Origin of the sequence: Streptosporangium sp. NBC_01469 (assembly GCF_036227305.1) — a bacterium.
Classification (GTDB): Bacteria; Actinomycetota; Actinomycetes; order Streptosporangiales; family Streptosporangiaceae; genus Streptosporangium.
On sequence record NZ_CP109465.1, the window covers coordinates 2,680,719 to 2,704,594 of the forward strand.

The 23,876-nt window shown below is 70.2% G+C and carries 22 protein-coding genes; 18 read left to right on the top strand and 4 right to left on the bottom strand.

Annotation, left to right across the window (positions count from 1 at the left end; all coding sequences use genetic code 11):
* Positions 1-25 precede the first annotated feature (25 nt).
* The 8 genes from OG587_RS12300 to OG587_RS12335 all read left to right on the top strand — a co-directional run bounded on the left by OG587_RS12300 (position 26) and on the right by OG587_RS12335 (position 6,591).
* On the top strand, positions 26-1,084 hold the full coding sequence (locus OG587_RS12300; RefSeq protein ID WP_329089821.1) for an energy-coupling factor ABC transporter permease: 1,059 nt from the start codon (positions 26-28) through the stop codon (positions 1,082-1,084).
* Positions 1,084-1,848, top strand: a complete 765-nt coding sequence (cbiQ, locus tag OG587_RS12305; RefSeq protein WP_329089822.1) for a cobalt ECF transporter T component CbiQ — start codon at positions 1,084-1,086, stop codon at positions 1,846-1,848. Before OG587_RS12300 ends, cbiQ begins: the two co-directional genes overlap by 1 nt.
* 59 nt (positions 1,849-1,907) lie before the next feature.
* A complete protein-coding gene (locus tag OG587_RS12310) occupies positions 1,908-2,621 on the top strand; it encodes an energy-coupling factor ABC transporter ATP-binding protein (RefSeq protein ID WP_329089823.1) in 714 nt (237 codons plus the stop codon).
* A gap of 170 nt (positions 2,622-2,791) precedes the next feature.
* Positions 2,792-3,130, top strand: coding sequence for an STAS domain-containing protein (locus OG587_RS12315; protein ID WP_329089824.1), 339 nt, complete (start codon positions 2,792-2,794; stop codon positions 3,128-3,130).
* A gap of 63 nt (positions 3,131-3,193) precedes the next feature.
* Positions 3,194-3,967, top strand: coding sequence for an SDR family NAD(P)-dependent oxidoreductase (locus OG587_RS12320; RefSeq protein WP_329089826.1), 774 nt, complete (start codon positions 3,194-3,196; stop codon positions 3,965-3,967).
* 10 nt (positions 3,968-3,977) lie between these two features.
* A complete protein-coding gene (locus OG587_RS12325; protein WP_329089828.1) occupies positions 3,978-4,742 on the top strand; it encodes a crotonase/enoyl-CoA hydratase family protein in 765 nt (254 codons plus the stop codon).
* A 151-nt stretch (positions 4,743-4,893) separates the two neighbouring features.
* Positions 4,894-5,544, top strand: a complete 651-nt coding sequence (locus OG587_RS12330; protein ID WP_329089830.1) for a rhomboid family intramembrane serine protease — start codon at positions 4,894-4,896, stop codon at positions 5,542-5,544.
* Positions 5,545-6,183: 639 nt separating this feature from the next.
* The gene (locus tag OG587_RS12335; RefSeq protein ID WP_329089832.1) at positions 6,184-6,591 is read left to right on the top strand and encodes a BlaI/MecI/CopY family transcriptional regulator; all 408 of its coding nucleotides are present in this window, start codon (positions 6,184-6,186) and stop codon (positions 6,589-6,591) included.
* A gap of 100 nt (positions 6,592-6,691) precedes the next feature.
* Here OG587_RS12335 and serC read toward each other — a convergent pair whose 3' ends face one another.
* The gene (serC, locus tag OG587_RS12340; protein WP_329089834.1) at positions 6,692-7,801 is read right to left on the bottom strand and encodes a phosphoserine transaminase; all 1,110 of its coding nucleotides are present in this window, start codon (positions 7,799-7,801) and stop codon (positions 6,692-6,694) included.
* Positions 7,802-8,076: 275 nt separating this feature from the next.
* The gene (locus OG587_RS12345; RefSeq protein WP_329089836.1) at positions 8,077-9,183 is read right to left on the bottom strand and encodes a citrate synthase 2; all 1,107 of its coding nucleotides are present in this window, start codon (positions 9,181-9,183) and stop codon (positions 8,077-8,079) included.
* Positions 9,184-9,352: 169 nt separating this feature from the next.
* On the opposite strand from OG587_RS12345, the gene pdxH reads away from it, so the two are divergent.
* The 5 genes from pdxH (at position 9,353) to OG587_RS12370 (ending at position 15,340) form a co-directional block, all read left to right on the top strand.
* Positions 9,353-10,006: a pyridoxamine 5'-phosphate oxidase gene (gene pdxH, locus OG587_RS12350; RefSeq protein WP_329089838.1), complete on the top strand. Its 654-nt coding sequence runs from the start codon at positions 9,353-9,355 to the stop codon at positions 10,004-10,006.
* A 56-nt stretch (positions 10,007-10,062) separates the two neighbouring features.
* Positions 10,063-11,310, top strand: coding sequence for an MFS transporter (locus tag OG587_RS12355; protein ID WP_329089840.1), 1,248 nt, complete (start codon positions 10,063-10,065; stop codon positions 11,308-11,310).
* 159 nt (positions 11,311-11,469) lie between these two features.
* Positions 11,470-12,174, top strand: a complete 705-nt coding sequence (locus OG587_RS12360; RefSeq protein WP_329089842.1) for a metal-dependent transcriptional regulator — start codon at positions 11,470-11,472, stop codon at positions 12,172-12,174.
* Positions 12,175-12,291: 117 nt separating this feature from the next.
* Positions 12,292-14,514, top strand: a complete 2,223-nt coding sequence (locus tag OG587_RS12365; RefSeq protein ID WP_329089844.1) for an ATP-binding SpoIIE family protein phosphatase — start codon at positions 12,292-12,294, stop codon at positions 14,512-14,514.
* Positions 14,515-14,566: 52 nt separating this feature from the next.
* Positions 14,567-15,340 carry an alpha/beta fold hydrolase gene (locus OG587_RS12370; RefSeq protein WP_329089847.1) on the top strand — a complete coding sequence of 258 codons (774 nt, stop codon included), beginning with the start codon at positions 14,567-14,569 and terminating at the stop codon, positions 15,338-15,340.
* A 92-nt stretch (positions 15,341-15,432) separates the two neighbouring features.
* Here the strand turns inward: OG587_RS12370 and OG587_RS12375 are convergent, their stop codons facing one another.
* Positions 15,433-15,594, bottom strand: a complete 162-nt coding sequence (locus OG587_RS12375) for a hypothetical protein (protein WP_329089849.1) — start codon at positions 15,592-15,594, stop codon at positions 15,433-15,435.
* Positions 15,595-15,693: 99 nt separating this feature from the next.
* Here OG587_RS12375 and OG587_RS12380 point away from each other — a divergent pair, with 99 nt between their 5' ends.
* The gene (locus tag OG587_RS12380) at positions 15,694-16,221 is read left to right on the top strand and encodes a hypothetical protein (RefSeq protein ID WP_329089851.1); all 528 of its coding nucleotides are present in this window, start codon (positions 15,694-15,696) and stop codon (positions 16,219-16,221) included.
* Between the two features lie 179 nt (positions 16,222-16,400).
* Here the strand turns inward: OG587_RS12380 and OG587_RS12385 are convergent, their stop codons facing one another.
* On the bottom strand, positions 16,401-17,546 hold the full coding sequence (locus OG587_RS12385; protein ID WP_329089853.1) for an acyl-CoA dehydrogenase family protein: 1,146 nt from the start codon (positions 17,544-17,546) through the stop codon (positions 16,401-16,403).
* Positions 17,547-17,882: 336 nt separating this feature from the next.
* Between OG587_RS12385 and OG587_RS12390 the strand changes: the two genes are divergently transcribed.
* The 4 genes from OG587_RS12390 to OG587_RS12405 all read left to right on the top strand — a co-directional run bounded on the left by OG587_RS12390 (position 17,883) and on the right by OG587_RS12405 (position 23,817).
* Complete coding sequence (locus OG587_RS12390; RefSeq protein ID WP_329089855.1) at positions 17,883-19,232, top strand: hypothetical protein; 1,350 nt, start codon at positions 17,883-17,885, stop codon at positions 19,230-19,232.
* Positions 19,233-19,243: 11 nt separating this feature from the next.
* On the top strand, positions 19,244-20,077 hold the full coding sequence (locus OG587_RS12395; protein WP_329089857.1) for a class F sortase: 834 nt from the start codon (positions 19,244-19,246) through the stop codon (positions 20,075-20,077).
* A gap of 1,568 nt (positions 20,078-21,645) precedes the next feature.
* Positions 21,646-22,872, top strand: a complete 1,227-nt coding sequence (locus tag OG587_RS12400) for a glycerophosphodiester phosphodiesterase family protein (protein ID WP_329089859.1) — start codon at positions 21,646-21,648, stop codon at positions 22,870-22,872.
* A 159-nt stretch (positions 22,873-23,031) separates the two neighbouring features.
* On the top strand, positions 23,032-23,817 hold the full coding sequence (locus OG587_RS12405) for a class I SAM-dependent methyltransferase (protein WP_329089860.1): 786 nt from the start codon (positions 23,032-23,034) through the stop codon (positions 23,815-23,817).
* The last annotated feature ends 59 nt before the right edge of the window (positions 23,818-23,876 follow it).

Consider the following 23,876-nt stretch of genomic DNA (forward strand, 5'->3'; position numbering starts at 1 on the left):
CAAATCCGCATTTCGGAGGCTTGTAGTGCACGTACCCGATGGCTTTTTCAACGCCGCCGTCTCGGTGTCGGCGGGAGTGGTGGCCGCCGCCGGGGTGGCCGTCTGCCTGCGCGGCGCCCGCCGCGAGCTCGACGACCGCACCGCTCCCATGGCCGGCCTGGTCGCCGCCTTCATATTCGCGGTCCAGATGCTCAACTTCCCGGTCGCCGCGGGCACCAGCGGTCACCTCCTCGGGGGCGCGCTCGCCGCGATACTCGTCGGCCCGTACACGGCGGTGTTGTGCGTGGCCGTGGTCCTCCTGGTGCAGGCGTTCTTCTTCGCCGACGGCGGGCTGACCGCGCTGGGCGTCAACATCACGCTGATGGGCCTCGTCGCCGTGCTGGTCGGGTGGGGTGTCTTCCGCCTGATCACCCGGAGCGTGCGGAACAGGGGCGCCGTGGTGGCGGCCTCGTTCGTCGCGGCGCTGGTCTCGGTGCCCGCCTCGGCGCTGGCGTTCACCCTGCTGTTCTGGGCCGGCGGTACCGCGCCCATCGAGATCGGCACGGTCGCCGCGGCGATGGGCGGCGTGCACCTGCTCATCGGCGTGGGAGAGGGCCTGATCACCGCGGTCACCGTCAGCACCGTGCTGGCGATCCGGCCCGACCTGGTCTACGGCGCCCGCGAGCTCGTCGCGCCGCTGATCCTGCGCGGGGCGGACGGCGACGTGACCGTCACCCCCGAGACCCCGAGGTCCGCCGCGTCTTCGGCGCCGGTCGCCGCCCGCCGTCCGGGCTGGTTCCTGCCCGCCGGGATCGCGGTGGCGGCGCTGCTGGCGGGCGTCGTCAGTTTCTACGCCTCCTCCTCGCCCGACGGACTGGAGTCGGTCGCCGAGGACAAGGGCTTCATCGGCCAGGCGACCGACCACTCGCTGGGCGAGCAGCCGCTCGCCGACTACGGGGACGTGGGCGGCATCCCGGTGGGCGTGGCCGGGGTGATCGGCGTCGGGGTGACCCTCGCCGTCGGCGGCGGGGTGTTCTACGCCGTGCGCCGCCGCGAGGACGGCGGCACCGGCAGGGACGACAGCGACAAGAAGGTCTCCGTCTAGTGGGATCGGGCCACCATCACCAACTCCACCGGCCGGGCGACACGCTCGTGCACCGGCTGCCGCCCCAGTGCAAGCTGGTGGCGGTGGCCGGGTTCGCCCTGGTGGTGGTCGCCACCCCGCGCGAGTGGTTCTGGGCCTTCGGGCTGTACGCCGTGCTCCTGGCCTCCGTGGCGGCACTCGCCCGCGTCCCGGCGGGATTCGTGCTGCGGCGGATGGCGGTCGAGGTCCCGTTCGTGGTGTTCGCGCTGGCCATCCCGTTCATCGGGTTCGGCGAGCGGGTGACCTTCATGGGGCTCTCGCTCAGCGTCGCGGGCCTGTGGGCCGCCTGGAACATCCTGGCCAAGGCGACCCTGGGCGTGGTCGCGAGCGTGCTGCTGGCGGCCACCACCGAGCCGCGGCTGATACTGCTGGGCGCCCAGCGCCTGAGGCTGCCGCCGCTGCTGGTGCAGATCGCCATGTTCATGCTCCGCTACATGGACGTGATCCTGGACGAGATGCGCCGGATGCGGGTGGCGAGGGAGTCGCGCGGGTTCGTGGCCAGGGACGTGCGGCACATCCCGGTGGTCGCCAGGTCGGCGGGGGCGCTGTTCATCCGCTCGTACGAGCGGGGCGAGCGGGTGCACCTGGCGATGCTCAGCCGGGGCTACACCGGCTCGATGCCGGTCATCCAGGACCTCTCCGCCGCTTCGCGGCAGTGGCTCGTCGCCGGTATGTTGCCGGGTGCGGCACTCGCCGTGCTACTCGGGAGCTGGGGGTTCGCGTGACAGTGCCGTCCTCACCGCCGGTGCCGGCCCGGCCCCCGCTTCCGCCGCCCTCGCTCGAGGTGAGCCGCCTGGCGTATGCGTACCCGGACGGCACGCAGGCGCTGTTCGGCGTGGACCTCCGGGTGGAGCGCGGTGAGCGGGTCGCGCTGCTCGGGCCGAACGGCGCGGGCAAGACCACGCTGGTGATGCACCTCAACGGCATCCTGACCGCCGGGCACGGCACGGTGGCCGTGGCGGGGCTGCCGGTCGGCAAGGGCTCGCTCAAGGAGATCCGCAGGCGGGTGGGGCTCGTCTTCCAGGACCCCGACGACCAGCTCTTCATGCCGACCGTCCGCGAGGACGTGGCCTTCGGCCCGGCCAACATGGGGGTCGCGGGCGAGGAGCTGGAGCGGCGGGTCAAGGACGCGCTGGAGCGCGTGGGCATGCTGGAGACGATCGACCGGCCGCCGCACCACCTGTCCTTCGGCCAGCGTCGCAGGGTCGCGGTGGCGACGGTGCTGGCCATGGAGCCGGAGATCCTGGTGCTCGACGAGCCCTCCTCCAATCTGGATCCGGCCTCCCGGCGCGAGCTCGCCGAGATCCTCAGGGGGCTCGACGTGACCGTCCTGATGGTCACCCACGACCTGCCGTACGCGCTGGAGCTGTGCGAACGCTCGCTCATCCTCTCCGGGGGCGTCATCGCCGCCGACGGGCCGACCCGCGAGATCCTCGCCGACGCGAGCCTTCTCGCCGCCCACCGGCTCGAACTGCCGTACGGTTTCGCCGCCCCCTGACGCCCGGCTTCCGGCTCCGGGGCCTCCGCTCCGGGACGCCCTGTTCCGGGGGTTCCGCTCCCGGCTCCGAGGCGCGCTTGGCGCGAACTTCCTGTGAACAATCGCGCATGACCTCACATGGAGTGGCAGCAAAGTAAAGTGGGTCTGCCCTTCGGGCGCGAGGAGGACTGATGAAGCTACGGCTGGCTCGCCGCGCCGTCGGGGACGCCGTGGTGGTGGCTGTCGAGGGCGAGCTCGACCTGTTCACCGCTCCCTTTCTGCGAGACGAGGTCCGCGACGCGATCAAGCTGGACGGCGCGCGGCTGGTCCTCGACCTCACCGCCCTGTCCTTCATGGACTCCAGCGGCCTTTCCGTGCTGATCGAGGCGTGGCGGCTGGCCACGGGCGAGGGCGGCGGGGTCTCCCTGGCGGCGCCCCAGGCGCCGGTGGCCCGGATCCTCCGCACGACGGGGCTCGACCGGCGGATCAAGGTCTATCCCGACGTGAGCAGTGCCGTCGGGGAGATCTAGCATCGGCGATTTTTACCCCACCCCGAGTAGAACTTCATTCGGTCCGCGCGTTAAAGTCCGCTCATGGACCTGAACGGAGCAGCAGCAATCATCTCGGGCGGTGCCAGCGGCCTCGGCGAGGCCACGGCCCGCGACCTCGCCGCGCACGGCGCCACCGTCGTCATCGCCGACCTCAACGAGGAGCGTGGCAAGTCACTGGCCGACGAGCTCGGCGGCGTCTTCGCCAAGGCCGACGTGTCGGACGAGGAGCAGGTGCAGGCGGCCGTGGACGCGGCCGTGGCGACCGGCAGGCCGCTGCGCGTCGTGGTGAACAGCGCGGGCATCGGCTGGGCCAGCCGGACCGTGGGCCGTGACGGCTCGCCCCACGACCTGGCCTCGTACCGCAAGGTCATCGAGGTCAACCTGATCGGCACCTTCAACCTCATGCGCATCGGCGCCGCGGCGATCGCGAAGACGGAGCCGGTCGACGAGGACGGCCAGCGTGGCGTGGTGATCAACACCGCCTCGGTGGCGGCGCTGGAGGGGCAGACCGGCCAGGTCGCCTACTCGGCGTCCAAGGGCGGCATCGTCGGCATGACCGTCCCGGCCGCGCGCGATCTCGCCGCCATCGGCGTGCGCGTCAACACCGTCTGCCCCGGCATCATCGACACCCCGATCTACGGTTTCGCGGCCAACGCCGAGGAGTTCAAGGCCAAGCTCGTGGCCCCGGTGGTCTTCCCCAAGCGCATGGGGCTGGCCTCCGAGTTCGCCCACCTGGTCCGCTCGCTGATCGAGAACGACTACATGAACGCCGAGACGGTCCGTTTCGACGGCGGCATCCGCTTCCAGCCCAAGTAGGAGTCACCCGGTGTCTGACGAGGTTCTGGTCGAAGTCGACGGCGGCGTGGCCGTCATCACGATCAACCGCCCCAGGGCCAGGAACGCCGTGAACGGCGCGGTCGCCCGGGGCGTCGCCGCCGCGCTGGACGAGCTGGAGGAGCGCAGGGACGTGGCGGCCTACGTCCTCACCGGCGCCGGCGGCACGTTCTGCTCGGGCATGGACCTGAAGGGGTTTTTGACCGGGGACTTCCCGGTTGTGGAGGGCCGGGGGTTCGGCGGCATCGCCGAGGCGCCGCCGAAGAAGCCCCTCATCGCCGCCGTCGAGGGCTACGCCCTGGCCGGAGGCTGTGAGCTGGCGCTGGCCTGCGACATCATCATCGCCTCCGAGGACGCCAAGTTCGGGCTTCCCGAGCCCAAGCGGGGGCTGGTCGCGGGGGCGGGCGGTGTGATGCGGCTGCCGCGGCGCATCCCGTACCACATCGCCATGGAGATCGCCCTGACCGGCGACCACTTCCCTGCCTCCCGGCTGTACGAGCTCGGCCTGGTCAACCACGTCACGCCCGCGGGCGAGGCGCTGGCCACGGCCGTCGAGCTCGCGAAGAGGATCGCCGCCAACGCCCCGCTGGCGCTCGCCGCGACCAAGCGTGTGATCGTCGAGTCGGCGGACTGGAGCCGCGACGAGATGTTCACGAAGCAGGGGGAGATCATCAGCCCGGTGTTCGGTTCCAAGGACGCGATGGAGGGGGCGGCGGCCTTCGCCGAGAAGCGCGCCCCCCGGTGGAAGGGCGAGTAGCCCCCGGGGCCGGAAGGAGTTTGCGCGCCGGGCGTGATTCCAGGGATCACGCCCGGCGCGTTCACGGCCAGGAGTACGTACGGTAAAGGTGTGGGCAAGTGCGACGAGGGCACTTGATATTCACGCCGCCGCTCCAAGGCCAGGAGAGTGCATGAACGACCACGCGACCGGGATGACCCCCACCGGCCGATCCTCCAGTGCCCTTCTGAAGCGCAGGGCGGGAAATCTGGCCGCGGGCGCGCTGGGCGCCGCGATCATCAACGTTCTCATGGTCGGCGCCATGTGGGTGATCGAGGTCGCCGACTACGTCATGCCGGGGGAGTTCGACGTCTACGGCATCCGGGCCTGGGATCCCGAGGGCCTGGGCGGCATCTTCCTCGCGCCCTTCCTGCACGCCGGTTTCGGTCACCTGATGGCCAACTCGCTGCCGCTGCTGATCCTCGGCTTCCTCGCCGCGCTGCGCGGGATCGGCCGGTTCCTGGCAGCCAGCCTGATCATCGTCCTGGTCAGCGGTCTGGGCGTCTGGTTCACCAGCTCGCCGACGGCCATCACGGTCGGCGCCAGCGGCCTGGTCTTCGGTTACTTCGGCTTCGTCGTCGCCCGCGGCCTGTTCGACCGTCGCGCCCTCGACATCGTGATCGGTGTCGGCGTGGCGATCGCCTACTACTCGATCATCTGGGGCGTGCTTCCCGGTGAGGCGGGCATCTCCTGGCAGGGTCACCTGTTCGGTCTGGTCGGCGGTGTCATCGCGGCCTGGGTGGTGCGCCGCAGGCGCCGCCGGGCCGTCGCCTCCGCCTACTGATCCCCGGACATTAGGGTCCGCCTACTGATCCCCGGACATTAGGGCCCGTCCGTTCGCCGGGCCCCGTGCGCCGAATTTCGTTTGTCGCACCGCCGGACCCGCCCGCTGAATTCCGCGGGTTGAGACGGACCCGCTGGGTTCCGCCCGCACGGCTCTCGCCCGTCGAGACTCCGTCGTTCGCCGACGCGGGGCCTTTCCCGCTCCGAAGAGCTGGTCGTCGTCCGACTTTCGGGGGGCTTAACCCAGGAAAGGGTGCTGTACGGGGCTGTGGGCGCTATATGGGGCTTCGCAGCGCCTCGGGAATCCCAAGAGGCCAGATCGGACGGCTCGCGGTCTCCAGGGCGACAGGGCCGATCCGGGGGGGTCCTTCGTCGGCGGGGCCGGCGGATGTCCGGATGACACGATCGGCGTCCCGGACGGCCGAATCCGGTGTCGGCGAGTTCGCGTCGGCCGCATTCCGGGGGAGTTTCTCCCATGACCGCGCAGCAGAAGATTCTGCCGGAATCAATTAGCTATGGATGCATCGATTGATTTAAGTGACAATGTGACAAAATTTCATGTGTGAACCTGCCTGGCCGCGTGCCCGTACATGTTCCAGGGCCATTACAGCCGGGCGCGACCCTCGAAAGGTGGCCGCGGGTGAACCTGGGATCCCTGGAACGCGCGATCATGGACGTGCTGTGGGGCTGCAAGCAGCCACTGCTGGTTCGCCAGGTGCAGGACATGCTGAATCAGGACGCCGAACGGAGCCTGGCCTACACCACGGTGCAGACCGTCGCCGAGCGCCTCGTCAGGAAGGGTCTGCTGGAGAGGGCGCCCGCGCGCAACGCCTTTCGCTACACCGCCAGCCGCTCACGGGACGAACACGTGGCCGGGCTGATGCTCGCGGCCCTGGCCGGCAGTCCCGACCGGGCCCCCGTACTCTCGCGGTTCGCGGAGGGGGTGGATCCGGACGACGCCCTGCGCCTGCTGCACGAGCTGGCGCGGCGCGCGGGGGAGCAGGCGCACACCCCGGGAACGGGCGGGACCCCGAGCACGCTGCCCTAGGCTCCCGCCCCGGGAGCCGGGAGTCCGGCTTCCGGGACGGGACCGGGGCCGTCGTCGCCGGCCCGGCGGGGACGGATTCCGGCTCCCGGGGAGCGGGGAACTACAGGCGCTCGACGACGTAGTCGACGCAGGTGGTCAGGGCCTCGACGTCGTCGGGGTCGATGGAGGGGAACATCGCGACGCGCAGCTGGTTGCGGCCGAGCTTGCGGTAGGGCTCGGTGTCGACGATGCCGTTGGCCCGCAGGACCTTGGCGATCGCGGAGGCGTCGACGTCGTCGGAGAAGTCGATCGTGCCGACCACGTTGGAGCGGAACTCCGGGGCCGCGAACGGGCTGGTGTAGGAGGTCTTCTCCGCCCAGGTGTAGAGGCGCTGGGCCGAGTCGGCCGTGCGGGCGGTCGTCCAGGCCAGGCCGCCGTTGCCGTTCATCCACTCGATCTGCTCGGCGAGCAGGAAGAGCGTGGCGACCGACGGGGTGTTGTACGTCTGGTCCTTGGAGGAGTTGTCGATCGCCACCGGGAGGCTGAAGAACTCGGGGACGTAGCGCCCGCTGGAGGCGATCTCGTCGACCCTGGCCAGCGCCGCCGGGGACATCAGGGAGACCCAGAGGCCGCCGTCGGAGGCGAAGCTCTTCTGCGGCGCGAAGTAGTAGACGTCGAACTCGCTCGCCTCGACGGGCAGGCCGCCGGCGCCGGAGGTGGCGTCGACCAGCACGAGCGAGCCCTCCTCGCCCACGCGCCTGATCGGCATCGCGACGCCGGTCGAGGTCTCGTTGTGGGTGAGCGCGTAGACGTCGACGCCCTCCTCCAGCCGGGCCTCGGGGTGGCTGCCGACCTCCGACTTGATCACGGTCGGGTCGCCCAGCCACGGGGCCTTGGCCGCCACGGAGGCGAACTTGGAGGAGAACTCACCGAAGTGCAGGTGCTGGGACCTGTCGCGGATCAGCCCGAAGGCGGCGATGTCCCAGAACGCGGTGGTGCCGCCGTTGCCCAGGACGACCTCGTACCCCTCCGGGAGGGAGAACAGCTCGGAAAGCCCCGCGCGGACGCGCCCGACCAGCGACTTGACCGGCTTCTGGCGGTGAGAGGTGCCCAGGACACTGGACCCGGAGGCCGCGAGAGCCGAGAGCTGCTCGGGGCGCACCTTCGAGGGCCCGCAGCCGAAACGGCCGTCGGCGGGCTTGATGTCAGAGGGAATCACGATGTCAGCCACCTGACCAGCCTACTGAGCCCGGGGATCGATCCAGGACGGGGTCCGGATTTTGAGACGAGCCGTGGCGGGGTTTTGGGCAGGGCGGGGTGGTCGCGTGGGCCGGGCGGGGTGCTCCGGGACGTGGAGGGCCCGGAATGGGCCCGGAACGGGCATGGTGCGGGGTGATCTCGGGAACCGGGTGGGGTGATCCGGGACGTGGGGGATCCGGAATGGGCCCGGAACCGGCAACGGCTGCCGCGCGAGACGCCGCGCGACAGCCGTACAGGAGGGGGAATTCAGAAGGGGTGGACGACCTCGGTGGCTCCGGGGACGTCCTGGACCGAGCGCTGGGACGGACCCACGTAGTCGGCGCTGGGGCGGACGAGCCTGCCCGTGCGCTTCTGCTCCAGGATGTGGGCGGCCCAGCCCGCGGTGCGGGCGCAGGTGAACATCGAGGTGAACATGGAGGAGGGAACCTTGGCGAAGTCCAGGATGACCGCCGCCCAGTACTCGACGTTGGTGGCGAGCACCCGGTCGGGCTTGCGGGCGTGCAGTTCTTCCAGCGCGGCCTTCTCCAGCGCCGCGGCGACCTCGTAACGCGGTGCGTCGAGCTCCTTGGCGGTGCGGCGGAGCACACGCGCCCGGGGGTCCTCGGCACGGTAGACGCGGTGACCGAAGCCCATGAGGCGCTGCCCCTTGTCGAGCTCCGACCGGACGTACTTCCTGGCGTCGCCGAGCTGCTCGACGCCCTCGATCATGTGCAGCACGCGCGCGGGCGCACCGCCGTGGAGCGGCCCGGACATGGCGCCGACCGCACCGCTCAGCGCCGCGGCGACATCGGCTCCGGTGGAGGCGATGACCCTGGCGGTGAAGGTGGAGGCGTTCATGCCGTGCTCGGCGGCGGACGTCCAGTAGGCGTCGATGGCCTTGACGTGCTTGGGGTCGGGCTCACCCTGCCAGCGGATCATGAACCGCTCGACGATGCTCTCGCCCTTGTCGACCTCGCTCTGGGGAACCATCGGCTTCCCCAGGCCGCGCGAGGACTGCGCGACGAAACTCAGGGCGGTCACACTGGCCTGGGCCAGGTCGGCGCGGGCCTGCGCGTCGTCGATGTCGTGCAGCGGCTTGAAACCGTACGCGGGGGCCAGCATGGCCAGCGCGCTCTGCACGTCGACGCGGATGTCACCGGAATGGACAGGAATGGGGTAGGGCTCGGCCGGGGTCAGGCCCGGCTGGAACTTGTTGTCGACAAGCAGGCCCCACACGTGTCCGAAAGAGACGCGGCCGACCAGCTCTTCAATGTCGACGCCCCGGTAACGAAGGGCGCCCCCTTCTTTGTCCGGTTCCGCGATCTCCGTCTCGAAAGCTACAACGCCTTCGAGCCCGGGTTTGAAGTCGGACATTCTCGGCTGCCTCCCTTTCTTGAAGTCAAAGCCTTGATGTCGAGATACCGGCGGGTCATATTCAACCCCCTGGGTCGAGGCGGTGTGCCGCCGGACCCGCCGGAACGCGATCGCCCCAGGTGGGGGGCGCCGCGCGGGCTTCCTGTTCGGCACGGGAGAATACCTTCCCGTGGATGCCACATCGCGACCGCCTTCGATGGCGGGCCTTCGCCGCACGTACCAGGGGCTGCCCCTGATCGAGGCAGATCTCGCCCCCGACCCCTTCTCGCAGTTCGCCCTCTGGTTCGGCGACGCCGTGGACGCCGGGCTTCCCGAGCCGAACGCGACCGTGCTGGCGACCGCCTCGGCGGGTGGGCGGCCGACGGCCAGGACGGTTCTGCTCAAGGGTTACGACGAGAACGGGTTCGTCTTCTACACCAACTACGAGTCGCGCAAGGGACGGGACATGGCGGAGAACCCGCGTGCCGCCCTGCTGTTCCCCTGGCACTCCATCCGCCGCCAGGTGCGGGTGGAGGGTTCGGTGGTGCGGCTGCCGCGCGAGGAGTCGGCCGCCTACTTCAGATCCCGGCCCTACGGGTCGCGGATCGGCGCGTGGGCGTCGCGGCAGTCGGCGGTCGTGCACTCCAGGGACGAGCTGGACGCCCGGTACGCGGAGCTGTCGGAGCGCTGGCCCGAGGATCCGCCGATCCCCGATTTCTGGGGCGGGCTGCGCGTGGTGCCGTCCGAGGTGGAGTTCTGGCAGGGCCGCACCGACCGCATGCATGACCGCCTCCGTTACCGGCGCTCCGGCGCCACCTGGATCATCGAACGTCTGGCCCCCTGACACCTTGCCCTCTCTTTACTGATATATCCATGTATGTCAGGTAGAGAGGTAGCAGGGTGGGTTTCGGGGATTTCGTCCGTAGGCACGCGGCTGATACGCGCCCGCTCGCCATCCCCGCCTACCGGCGGCTCTGGGCCGGTCAGGGCGTGTCGTTCATCGGCTTCCAACTCACCTCCGTGGCCGTCAGCGCGCAGATCTACGACATCACGAAGTCGTCCTTCTGGGTCGGCATGCTCGGCCCGGCCAACCTGATCCCCCTGATCGTCTTCGGGCTCTGGGGCGGCGCGATCGCCGACGCGGTCGACCGGCGCAGGCTCCTCCTGGTCGGCGCGCTGATCGCCTGGGCGGGGACGCTCGCGCTCCTGGTCCAGGCCGCCCTGGGCTCGACGAGCGTCGAACTGCTGCTGGCCACCGTGGCCGTCCACGCCACCGGGTTCGCCATCACCGGGCCGACCAGAGGCGCGATCATCCCCAGGTTGGTCCCCGCCGACCTGATCCCCGCGGCCAACACCCTCAACTTCCTGGTGGGCGGCCTCGGCACCGTCATCGGACCCCTGCTCGGCGGGATCGTGCTCGCCCAGAGCGGCTTCGCCGCCGCCTACCTGATCGACGCGCTGCTGTTCGGCGCCGGTTTCTACGCCGCGGTGAGGCTGCCGAGGCTCGAACCGGTCGGCGAGGTGACCCGCCCGGGACTGCGATCGGTCGTGGACGGCCTGCGCTACGTCTCCGGACACCCGGTCGTGCTGATGTCGTTCGTCGTCGACCTCATCGCCATGGCGTTCGCGCTGCCCAGGGCGCTGTTCCCGGAGATCGTGGACGAACGGTTCGGCGGCTCCCTGGTCGCGTTCGGCTGGCTGTCGGCCAGCATCGCGATCGGCTCGGTGCTCGGCGGCCTGATGTCGGGCTGGGTGGGCCGGGTCCGGCGCCAGGGACTGGTGCTCACGTACGTGATCGCCGCGTGGGGGCTCACCGTCGCCGCGGCCGGGCTCGCCGACCAGTTGTGGCTGATGGTCGCCCTGCTCGCGTTCGGCGGGGCCGCCGACCTGGTCTCCGCGGTGTGGCGGCAGACGATCCTGCAGACCCACGCGCCCGACGACATGCGCGGGAGGATGCAGGGGGTCTTCATGGTGGTGGTCGCGGGAGGTCCCCGGCTGGGGGATCTGCGGGCCGGGGGCACCGCCTCGTGGTTCGGCGCCACGTGGGCCTGGGTGGGCGGCGGGATCGCCTGCGCGGTGGCCGTGGTCGCGGTGGGGCTGGCCGTCCCGGCCTTCAGAAAATATCGCCCGCTCGCGCGTAGCGTTTGAGCAGCTAGGGAAGGATTTGGCGTCCTCAGGTGTTGCGGTCCTTTGTCATCGTGGGCTGTTCTCCCAATAGGGTCGTCTTCTCAAACTTCCGAGGTCCCGCGCCGCCCTCCCGGGAACACCGCGCGACGGACGTAGCATCGAGAGAGGACGGGAGGAACCTTGACCGCACACGGCCTGATCGACACAACGGAGATGTACCTTCGTACGATCTTCGAGCTGGAGGAGGAGGGCATCGTCCCCCTGCGAGCGCGCATCGCCGAGCGCCTCCAGCAGAGCGGTCCCACCGTCAGCCAGACGGTCGCCCGGATGGAGCGCGACGGCCTGGTCCGCGTCGAGGGCGACCGCCACCTGACCATGACCGACCTGGGGCGCACGCTCGCGACCCGCGTCATGCGCAAGCACCGCCTCGCCGAGTGCCTGCTAACCCAGGTGATCGGTCTGCCCTGGGAGGAGGTGCACATCGAGGCGTGCCGCTGGGAGCACGTGATGTCCGAATCCGTGGAGGCCAGGCTCGTCAGCCTGCTCAACAATCCCACGGAGGATCCGCACGGCAATCCGATCCCCGGCCTTGAGGAACTCGGCGTCGTCGGCCTTCCCGCCGGGAAACTGGAGTCGCTGCCGTCGATGGCCGCGATGGCCGGACCCAGAGATATACCCGTTGTCGTGCGGCGAATTAGCGAACAAGTGCAAAGCGATCCGGCTGTGATGCTTAAACTCAAGCAAGTTGGGATACAACCCGGACGCGAGGTGACGCTCGCGGCGAGCGACGACGGTGTGCGGGTGACAGGTGACGACGAGGCGGACAATTTTCTTGCGGATCTCCCGCGAGAGGTTGCCGCGCACGTTTTCGTCTCCACACGCTGACCGAGGCCACTTAGCTCGGTTGGATCCCGTTCGGGAGTCCCTCCGCTCCCAGGCCGAGACTGCAGGAGCAACCGTGGTTCGCTTTGCACACACCCGCCCACGAGGGGTGGTCACCGGATGAAGCGGTGGGGGGATGTTTCCCAGGACGCCGCTGATCACCTTACGGCCGGTTCCGTCCTGGATCACGCCGAGATGGCGGTGGTGGTCACCGACAGATTCAGCAACCTTCTCTACTGGAATCCTTTCGCGGAAAGGCTGTTCGGGCGCCCCGGCACCTCGGGGCCCCGTGACCAGTCCCTCTCCCTGGGCATCATGGAGAAGGATCACCCGCTCGCCGTCGAGCTCTCCAAGCACGTCCTCAAGGGCGGCGTCTGGGAGGGCACGTTCGACGTCCGGCGCGGGGACGGGACGATCATCTACGTACGGGCACAGGCCGTGCCGCTGCGGCACCCCTCGGGAGCGGTGACGGGCATCGTCATCACCGCCCGAGAGGCGATGCGCAGCAACGAGCGGGAGAAGGACCGCTTCGGCCTGCTGGAACGGATCGGCGAGCGTCTCGCCGGATCGCTCTACGTCGAGGAGACGCTCAAGCGCGTCGCCGAGATGCTCGTCCCGCAGTTCGCCGACCACTGCTTCATCGAGCTGATGGAGGAGGGGCGGCTGACCCGCAGGGTCTCCACCCACGTCCAGGGCTGGAGCCCGCCGCCCAACACCTGGGCGCCGCTCGGGGCGGAGATCCGCTACCCGGTGGGGCACTACGCCGAGATCGCGCTGCGCCGCCAGGAGACGATCCTCGTCGAGGACTTCTCCCAGACCAACTATCCCAGCCCGGGTGAGGCCAACACCCGCCTCGCCGCGGAGATCGGCATGACCTCGGCCATCGTCGCGCCGCTGTGCGTGCGAGGCGAGACCCTCGGGCTGATGTACCTGGGACTGTCCAACCTGACCGACCGGCGCAGCCCGCACTACGACGCCTTCGACCGCGACTTCGTGGGGGCCATCGCCACCAGGGTCGCCCTCGCCGTCGACAACGCCCTGCTGTTCGAGGAGGAGCGGCACACCGCGGAGTCCTTCCAGAAGCACCTGCTGCCCCGCGCGCTGCCGCAGCTCGACGGGCTGGAGATCGCGGTCCGCTACTACCCGGCCGCCCCCCTGGCCAGCCACGGGCAGGGCATCCAGACCCAGGTCGGCGGCGACTGGTACGACGTCATCCCGCTGTCGGCGGGCCGGGTCGGTATCGTCATCGGCGACGTCGAGGGCAGGGGAGCCAAGGCCGCGGCGGTGATGGGGCAGCTGCGGGCGGCCCTGCGGGCCTTCGCCCAGGACGACAAGCCGCCCGCGGAGATCCTCGCCAGGCTCGACGAGTGGACGCGCATCATCGCCACCCCCGAGCAGGACGAGAGCGGCACCGACATCAGCGTCCCGCCCATCGTCACGTGCCAGTACCTGGTGTACGACGCCTGGTCGCGGCAGCTGTCGTTCGCCAACGCCGGTCACGCCCCTCCGCTGCTGCTGATCGGCAACACCTGTACCGAGCTGGACATCCGCGAGGTCGGCCAGCCGCTGGGGGTGCGGGCCAAGGGCATGCACGCCGACCTGGTCTACAAGGAGGAGACGCGGACGCTGCCCCCCGGGGCCGCCCTGCTCCTCTACACCGACGGGCTCGTCGACCGCCGCCCCGTCCGTGACGCCGACGGCAGGCCGCCCAACGTCGAGGAGACGCTGGCGCAGCTCTGCGGCAAGCTCATCGAGATCAGTGACGCCTCCGTCGAGCGCCTCGCCGACGCCGCCACCGTCGCGGTGCCCGGTGAGATCGACGACGACATGGCCATCCTCGTGCTCAGGTCCGCCTCCGAGGACCTCGCCGTCGAGGAGCGCACCTTCCCCGCTCAGCCGATCATGGTCGGGGAGGCGCGCCGGATGGCCTCGGAGGCGTTCGTCGGCTGGAACGTCCCCGAGGAGCGCGCCGAGCTCGCCTGCCTGCTGGTCTCCGAGGTCGTCACCAACGTCGTGCTGCACGCCGCCAGCGCCAGCATCCCGCGCAGGGAGCTGACGATGGACGGCCCTCCGCTGTTCGACGAGTCCTGGGACGTCCCCGGCTTCGAGGACGAGATCGTCAACGAGAAGGAGTTCACGCTCAGGCTCCGCCGGGGCGGGGAGTCCGTCTGGGTCGAGGTCTTCGACCAGGATCTCCGGCTGCCGCGCATCCGCAGCGCGGGGGAGAACGACGAGGGCGGACGGGGTCTCTACCTCGTCGACCAGCTCGCCAAGCGCTGGGGTTCCCGCCCCACCAAGGAGGGCAAGGCCGTCTGGTTCGAGATCCCCACCAGGTCGCGCTGAGCCACCCGCGACAGAGCTGGAACACATCCCCGATCGGTGATTGACTCGGGGTATGGAGTTGGCGTTCGAACGGCGCGGGACAGGCTCTCCCCTGGTCCTGCTGCACGGTATCGGGCATCACTGGCAGGCATGGCTGCCGGTGCTCGACCGGCTCGCCGCCGAGCGAGACGTGATCGCCGTCGATTTTCCCGGTTTCGGCGTCTCGCCGCCGCTGCCGTCCGGAACGCCTTACACGGCCGAAAGCCTGGCGGACGCGATCGAGGCCTTCTTCGGGGTGCTCGGCCTGCGCGACCCTCACGTGGCGGGCAGTTCCCTGGGCGGTTACGTCGCCCTCGAACTGGCCTCGCGCGGGGTGGTCCGCTCGGCCACCGCGCTCTCTCCCGTCGGGTTCTGGAACCGCAGCGAGCTCGCGTACACGCGAGCCGTCCTCCGCGCCACCAGGACCGCCGCCCGCCACCTTCCCCCCGGACGGGCCGCCGCCCTCGCGGAGGATCCGCTGGGCCGCGTCCTGTGCGCCGGTGTCATGGTCGCCCATCCGGGAAGGCTCTCGCCCGAGGCGCTGCTCGCCGCCCTCCAGTCGCTCGGGGACGCCTCCGGTTTCGACGAGACCCTCGCCTCGTTCGCGGGGCTGATGCCCCCCGCGCCGCCGAAGGCGCCCGTCACGATCGCCTGGGGTGAGCACGACCGGTTGCTCCCGCGCCGGCAGGCCATCCGCGCGGCCAGATGGTCGGGGCAGCGGGTGAAGCTGCTCAGGGGCTGCGGGCACCTGCCGATGACCGACGATCCCGAGCTGGTGGCAGGGGTGCTGCTGGAGGCGTCCCGGTAGGCGGAGGCGCTCGTGTCACCCGAACCGGGCCACTCGCGTCACTCGGGACGTTCAGGGCGCCCGGTGTCGGAACGTCCGGGGCCGACAGGGGGTCAGCGGACGGTCTGTCCCCAGATGGCGAGCATCGCGATGACGAACACGACCATGACGCCGACGTACGCGACCGGGCCGAGCCGGAAGGCGCGCCGCACCCGGTTCAGGCCCCAGGCGAACAGGAACGCCAGGAAGATCAGCAGAATCAGCCCGCTGTCCATCGTCACCACCTCGGAGAGTCTCCGTTGACCAGTATGCGTCGCCGGGGGCGTTCCCGCGGTTGGTAAAGGCAATCCCCAACCCATGGGATCGTACCTTTCGTGAACAGGACATCGAAGGTAACGCGTGCCCTGCTGGTGGCAGCTCTGGCCGCAGGCCTCTCCGCATGTTCGGGCGGGAGCGGCACGCCCGGGGCGTCCAGCGCGTCGGCGAGCGCCACAGCCACCGTTACCGTGACCGCCTCCGCCACTCCGTCCCCGGTGGCCTCCGCCACGCCCTCCCCGTCCGCCTCCGCGTCGGTGGACGTCGACGGCCTCGTCACGGCGTCGCCGTCCGTGAGCGTTCCCGGGGGCCGGGACGTCGACGCCACGATAAGGGGGAAGATCGCCCTGCGCGGGGTGGACGGGATCACCGTGACCTCCGAGAGCGACCAGGAGGTGAAAGCCCTCCTGCTGCCGTACACGGTCGTGCGTGACGCGCGGGGGTTGGTCTGCAAGGAGGGCGAGGCCCCGTACAGCTGCTCGACGGAGCAGCTGCAGACGACGATCAAGAAGGGCGGCGCCCTGTTCGCCAAGGTGACGATCAAGGACGGGGTGGCCGTCCAGATCGAGGACATCACCGAGGAGTGACGGCCCCGGCCGACCACGGGGAACCGCCGTCCGCGGGGCGCGGGCGGCGGTTCTCCGTGGGGTGTGCCGGAAGCCGGTCGTGGAAGGCCGGGCTCGGGAGATTGGAAGGCCGGTCGTGGAAGGCCGGTCTCGGAAGGCCTGTCGTGGAAGGCCGGTTCCAGAACGTCGGAAGGCCGGTCTCAGAAGCCGAAGGAGCGGCCGATGATCTCCTTCATGATCTCGGTGGTGCCGCCGTAGATGGTCTGGACGCGGCTGTCGACCCAGGCCTTGGCCACGGGGTACTCCATCATGTAGCCGTAGCCGCCGTGCAGCTGGAGACAGCGGTCGATGACCTTGGTCTGCAGCTCCGTGGTCCACCACTTCGCCTTGGCGGCGTCCACGGCGGTGAGCTCCTTGGCGTTGAGGGCCAGGATGCACTTGTCCACGTAGAGGCGGGCGATGTCCACCTCGGTGTCCAGCTCGGCCAGGACGAACCGGGTGTTCTGGAAGCTGCCGAGGTTCCTGCCGAAGGCCGTGCGGCTCTTGCAGTACTCGATGGTCGTCCGCAGGACCGTCTCCGCCGCCGCCACCGCCATCACCGCGATCGACAGGCGTTCCTGCGGCAGGTTGGCCATGAGCTGGAAGAAGCCCTGTCCGTCCTCGGGGCCCAGCAGATTGGCCGCGGGGACCCTGACGTTGTCGAAGAACAGCTCCGCCGTGTCCTGGGCGTGCATGCCGACCTTCTCCAGGTTGCGACCCCGGCTGAAGCCCTCCATACCCCGCTCGACGACCAGCAGGGAGATCCCCCGGGCACCCGCGCCCGGGTCGGTCTTCGCGACCACGACGACCAGGTCCGAGTTGATGCCGTTGGTGATGAAGGTCTTCTGGCCGTTGACCACGTAGTGGTCGCCGTCGCGTACGGCCGTCGTCCTGATGCCCTGCAGGTCGCTGCCCGCGTCGGGCTCGCTCATCGCGACCGCCGTGATCAGCTCACCGGAGGCGAATCCGGGCAGCCAGCGGGCCTTCTGCTCGTCGTTGGTGAGGTCCACGAAGTACGGCGCCATCACGTCGTTGTGCAGCGAGTAGCCCAGGCCGGTCGCGCCGATCGCCATGACCTCCTCGACGATCACGGCGTTGTAGCGGAAGTCCGTGATCCCGGCTCCGCCGAACTCCTCGGGCACCCCGAAGCCGAACATCCCGATCTCCCCGGCCTTCTTCCACACCTCGCGGGGGACGATGCCGTCCTTCTCCCAGCGGTCGTGGTGGGGCGCCACCTCGCGGGCCAGGAACTCGCGCACGGTCTCCCGGAAGAGCTGGTGCTCCTCCTCGAAGAGGTCTCGCCGCATAGTGTGCCTCCCAGGGACTCGTGACGACTCTCGCCGACTCGTGTACACAGAATACGATTCTGTTACTACCAGGTACAGCCGGTCTCGTGCCGTTGGTGTGACTTGCCGGGGTATGCAGAGGTACATCCAGATCACAAGTGCGCCACGGTCTTCGGATCCACCCGCGATCTCGCTGCGCCAAAGATGGTGAAACCGTACGATCTACCCTCGGTGTGCTATGGGTATGCCCGTTGACGGCAGCCTTCGTGATCGGAGTGTGTGGTGGTTCGGTGGCGATCTGGGCTCCGTAGGTCTCTCGCGGTTTCGGCCCTGTGCCTTCTCGGCGGTGCGCTGGTCGTGCTGCCCACCGGTGCGTCCGGTGCCAGCAATGCCGAACTCGTGGTCGACTACAGCTGTACGGGGGGGATCGCCCTCAACGGCAGCACGGTGAACCTCCGGACTACGGTGTCGATTCCCACGACGCTCACGGTCGGGGAGCCGCTCAACATCGGCTGGGCCCTCAACTACAAGAACGGCGACCCGGCCAGGTTCGGCTCGCCGGGCTTCTTCGGCCCCGGGGGCAAGGTCCTGGTCACCGGGAACGTGCAGCTCTCCGGGAGCTGGGTCGGTGTCCTCCAGCCGAAGGGCCTCGTCGACCAGCCCGGCAAGCTGCAGCCGGGGAAGATTCTGAAGCTCCCCGACGGGATCTCCGACGCCGCCCACACCGTCCAGGCGGGCACGGTCAAGGTCACCCCCCGGAAGCTGTTCGTGGACTTCACGCCTCCGGCCGGCGAGGTCATGGTCAACAATGACGACCCCCGGGTGGGTTACCACGCGGCGGCCGACTGGTACGAGCTGAACGACCAGCCGCTGAGCATCGGCGACCACGGTCGCGACCTGCACCGTACGGACAAGGTGAACTCCTTCTCCACCTTCACGTTCACCGGCACCGGGATCGAGTACATCGCCCGGCGCAGCACGGAGGCGGGGCAGGTCGGGTTCAAGATCGACGGCCAGGACGCCACGCCGTCCTCCATCGACGCCTCGAAGAACCCCGACGGCACGCCGACGAACGCCGCGCACCAGGGCGGGCTCACGCTGTGGAGGTTCAACGGCCTCAAGTACGGCGAGCACACCATCCAGGTCACGAACCTGGAGGCCGGCAAGTTCGCCCAGGTCGACGCCTTCCGGGTGATCACGAGGGAACTGGCGAACCCGCCGGCCGACTACCGGGCCACGTGCACGCTCGTCAGCGCGCCGGTCTCGGTGAACGTCACCATCTCCGAGCCGGGTGGGTCTTCTTCGCCCAGCCCGACGATTTCCGACCCGGACCCCTCCGTCGATCCCACCCTCCCCACTCCCACTCCCACGGTCACCCCCACGCCTACGCCCACCCCGAGTGGGACCGGCGGCCAGAACGACGACCAGTCGGTCGGGACGAAGAGCACCACCACCAGCACGACCACATCGACGCCCAAGCCCACCCTGACCGTGACCGCCACCGTCACCCCCACCAGGCCCACCCCCACCACGCCGCAGGTGATCATCACGCCCAGCGGCGGGGCGCAGACGGGTGAGGCTCCGGGGGAGGGCTCCGGGCTGGGGCTTCTCGGCGCGGGCACGGCGATGGTGACGGGAAGCGCACTTGGCGGTGTGGCCTTGATGAGGCGACGAGCGGCACACGCGCGCGGTCAGAGGGATAGCTGAGGAGGCGCCGGATGTATCAAGGACCCGCGCAGGGCGGTCCCGATCCCTACCACGGTCGCGGTCCGGCTCCCAAGCCCAAGGGGAGCATGCTGATGGCCGGGCTCCTCGTGGCCGGGTCGCTCGGCGGGGTGGCCGTGATCATGGCGGGGCTGCTCGCGTACCTGGCCCCGGCGGTCGAGGACGCGCCGTACGGGCCGCCCGTGCCGCAGGCGGCGGGCAGCAACGTCCAGATCCAGGAGGTTCCGGCCGCCGGACAGCAGCTCGCGGCGGGGCAGACGCCCGAGGTGGGGTCGGGCGGGCTGGACGCCCCGCTGACGGCCGCCGCGCCCACGGCGGCGCCGCCGCTGCCGGTGATCATGCCTCCGGAGCCGTTGAAGAGCGATGGTGTGACGCCCCGGCGGCTGGCCATCCCGAAGATCGGCGTGCTGGCCCCGCTGATGGCGCTCGGTGTCGACTCCAAGCGGGAGATCCAGACGCCTCCGCTGAGCAGGCCCAACCAGGCGGGCTGGTACAAGCACGGCCCGATCCCCGGGCAGCAGGGGCCCTCGGTGGTTCTCGGGCACGTGAACACCAAGGGCGGGGCCGCCGTCTTCAGCCGGTTGAAGGAGATCAAGCGCGGGGACAAGATCAAGGTCTCCCGGTCCGACGGAAGTCTCGCGGAGTTCACGGTCGACGGCGTGGAACAGGTCAGCAAGGCGGCCTTCCCGTCCAAGCGGGTCTACGGCAACACCGGTGAGGCGACCCTGCGGCTGATCACCTGCGGTGGTGTCTACAACAGCAAGACCCGTCACTACACCGACAACATCATCGTTTACGCGACCCTGTCGAAGACCCGTCGCGCCTGAGCGCGCTGCCCGGCCCGCGGGCCGGGCACGGCGCGCCGTACTTCCCGGATCGGGCGCGGTCCCCGGCGAATCGGCAGGTCACGGCCCCTCCGTTGCCCGTTTTTGATCGTTAGCCTCCCCGGCAATCCGGGTAGGAAGTTCTTCATAAGCGACAACCCCCCGAATGATCAGAAGGCGGGGGTGTGCCCAGGTGAGCATCGTGCGGGCCGGGGTGGTGGTCGTACTCATAGGGGTGGCCGCTCTCGGCGCGGTCCAGCACCCGAAGTCGGGACACGAGCGAGGCGCGGGCTGGGGTGCCAAGCGCCACACGCACTCGACGCCGAAGCACGCCGGGGGCTGGACGACCAAGAACTGGGGCAACGGGGGGCGGACGGCCGAGCGCTCGGAGACGACCATCGAGCGCAAGGGGAACTGGGGATCCGGGCGGCCGAGACACTCGGACGGCGGACGGCACAGGGCGAGGGAGGCCGGTCGGCGTGATCCGGGGTGGGGACGCCATGGGAATCGCGGGTTCTGGCGGCGTGATCCGGGGGCCGGGCGCGGTGAGGGGTGGGCGTTCGGACGCCACAGGGACCGGGGTTTCTGGCGGCCGGACTCGGACGCCGAGAGCGGTGACGACTGGGACCATGGGCGGCCGGAGGATCCGGCGTTCAAGCGGTACGGGGAGAACGGGCCCGGAGGGCGCGGTGACGGGTGGGGGTTCGGGCGTTCGAGGGACCGGGAGTCAGGGCGGCCGGAGGAGTCCGGGTTCGGGCGGTACGGGGTCGGACGGCGTGCCCCGGCCGGCGAGCGCGGTGAGAGGTGGAGGTTCGGGCGCGGTGAAGACCGGGAGTTCGGACGGCGAGGCCCGGAGGCCGGATGGCACGGGGGCCGCGGGTTCGGACGGCACGGGCCGGGTGCCTGGCGGAACAGGGACCGGGAGGTAGGGCGGCCGGCGTGGGCCAGGCACGGCATGCGGCACCACCGGCACAAGCACGGACACCGGCACGGACAGGGCCGGGGAGGCGGGCCACGGGGCGGGCGCGGGCGGTGATCCGGTGACACCCGCGACATCCAGGAGACCGGTCCGTCGCCGGGAGCCGCTGCGGCGCCGATTCGGCGCGTGAGACCGCTGCGAGGCCGGTTCGTCGTCTGGGGCGCATGCGGTGCGGGCTCGCCGCCTGGGGCCGGTTCGCTGTCCGCGGCACGTACGGTACCGGTTCGTCGTCCGAGGTGAGGGGTGGTGCCGGTCCTTCGTCTGGGACCGGTTCGCTGTCCGAGGTCGCGTGATGCCGGATCGTCGTCCGAGACCCGCGCGGCGGCCCGAGGATGAGAACGAGGGCGGAGAGCGCCCGGCCGTCGGTTGACTCGTGTTTCCCTTTCCTTCGCAGTGGAGTGAGCGATTAATCGCTCACTCTTTTTTTGTTGCCTACGACACCGGGACACATCTGGGGAAATACCCCGCAAGGCGGTCATATGGCGTTATCTCAGCGAGAATCGCTTCTGATCGTTAATCGCATGTCCGGTCCGGGTATAGCCGTTTATGCGAATGTGTCTCCCCCGCTGAACAGGAGCGAGGGGGTACGCAGGTGAGCAAGGCGCGGGCCGGTGTGCTGGCCGTACTCATAGGAATGGCCGCGATCGGGGCCCTCCACCACGCCGATTCGACGGGTACGCGATCCGCGAGCCCCGCGGACGAACGATCCGGTGATTCGGCGGCCCGGCGGCCCGCGAGCTCCGCGGCCGGACGGTCCGTGAGCTCCGCGGCCGGGCGTCCGGCGAACCCGGAGGCCAGGCATTTCGGCCGCCACGAGATCGCGCCGATCGTCATCGCGCATCGCGGAGCCAGCGCCTTCCGGCCCGAGCACACGCTTCTCGCCTACACGGTCGCCATCTCGATGGGCGCCGACTACATCGAGCCCGACCTCGTCTCGACCAAGGACCACGTGCTGGTCGCACGGCACGAGAACGAGCTCTCGGCGACCACCGACATCGCCAGGCATCCCGAGTTCGCCGACCGCATGACCTCCAAGGTCATCAACGGCATCCGGCACACGGGCTGGTTCACCGAGGACTTCACCCTGGAGGAGCTGCGCACCCTCCGCGCCAGGGAACGCTTCGCCAGGGAACGGCGAGACAACACCGCGTACGACGGGATAGAGCGCATCCCGACGCTCGACGAGGTGGTCCAGCTCGCGCAGAGGCACGGGGTGGGCGTCTACGCCGAGACGAAGTTCCCCACCTACTTCGCCTCGATCGGGCTGCCGCTGGAGGGGCCGCTGCTGGAGACCTTCGCGCGGTACGGCTGGGACGACGAGCGGGACCCGGCGTTCATCCAGTCCTTCGAGCCGGGGAACCTCAGGCGGCTGCGTCCCCTCACCCGGCTGCGGCTCGTCCAGTTCGTCGGCGCGACCGGCGCCCCGTACGACCTCGCGAGCGCCGGTGACCCGCTCACCTACGACGACATGGTCACCCCGGAGGGGCTGCGGGAGGTCGCCACGTACGCCGACGCCGTCGGTGTGGTCACCAAGCGGATCGGTCCCGGCGATCCCGGAGGTCTCGACGGGAGACCGGTGTCACCCGTCGCGCTCGTCAGGAACGCCCAGGAGGAAGGGCTCCTGGTCCACGCCACGACGGTCCGCAAGCTCGCCGCGCGGCTCCGGGCGGACCTCAGGGGCGACGCCTCCGGCGGACGCGCCACCGAAGAGGTGAAGAAGTGGCTGAAGCGTCTGTACAGGCTCAACGTGGACGGAGTCATCGCCGACGACCCCGGTCTGGCGTGTGCCATCCGGGACCGGCTGCGCGGCGGAGGCTGACGAGCCGACCGGGTGTCGCGTGGCGCGAACGCCGTCGGGTACCGCCGTGCCGGCCGTCGCCGCGGTGCGAACGCCGCCAGGCCACCGGGAACCGCGGCCGTGCCACACGGACGGTCCCCCGGTCCCGGCGGCCCGGCGATCCCGGACTACCGTGGGCCTGTGAACAGTTCATCTCCTTTCCAGGACGTCGATCCCGAGGTTCTCGCGATGCGGGCCTCCTCGTTCGGCAGCGAGGCGGAGGCGTACGCGCGGGAGCGGCCCGACTACCCCGACGCCGCCGTGCTGTGGGCCCTGGAGCCGGTCCGCGGGCGCGAGCCGCTGCGGGTCCTCGATCTGGCGGCGGGGACCGGGAAGCTGACCACCGTGCTGCTGCGGCACGTCGCCGACGTCGTCGCGGTGGAACCCGACCCGGCCATGCTCGGCGAGCTCCGCCGCCTGCTGCCCGGCGCCCGAGCGATGGCGGGTACGGCGGAGGAGATCCCGCTGCCGGACGGGTCGGTCGACGCTGTCCTCGTCGGGCAGGCACTGCACTGGTTCGACCTCGATCGGGCCCTGCCCGAGATAGCGCGGGTCCTGGCCCCGGGCGGGGTGCTGGCGGGCGTGTGGAACCTCGACGACGACGAGGTTCCCTGGGTGAACGGCCTGAAGGAGGTCTCGAAGAGCCCGGTGTCGTTCCGCCGGTGGCGGCCCGAGTCGATTCTCAGGGAGGGGCCGCTCTTTCCGGTGATCGAGCACACCCGGTTTCCGCACGGCCAGCGCCGTACCGTGGAGTCGATGGTGGCGACGATCTGCACGCACTCGCACGTGCTGACCCTCTCCGAGGCCGAGCGGACCAGGCTGACGGACCGGGTCACGGCCTACCTGCGCTCCACCCCCGAGACCGCGAGCGGCGAGTTCGACCTTCCGATCACCACCGCCACGGTCCGCGCCATCCGCCCGGCCTGAGCGGGGATCGGCTTGAGCGGGACTGGCTTGAGTGGGGATCGGTCTGAGCGGGACTGGCC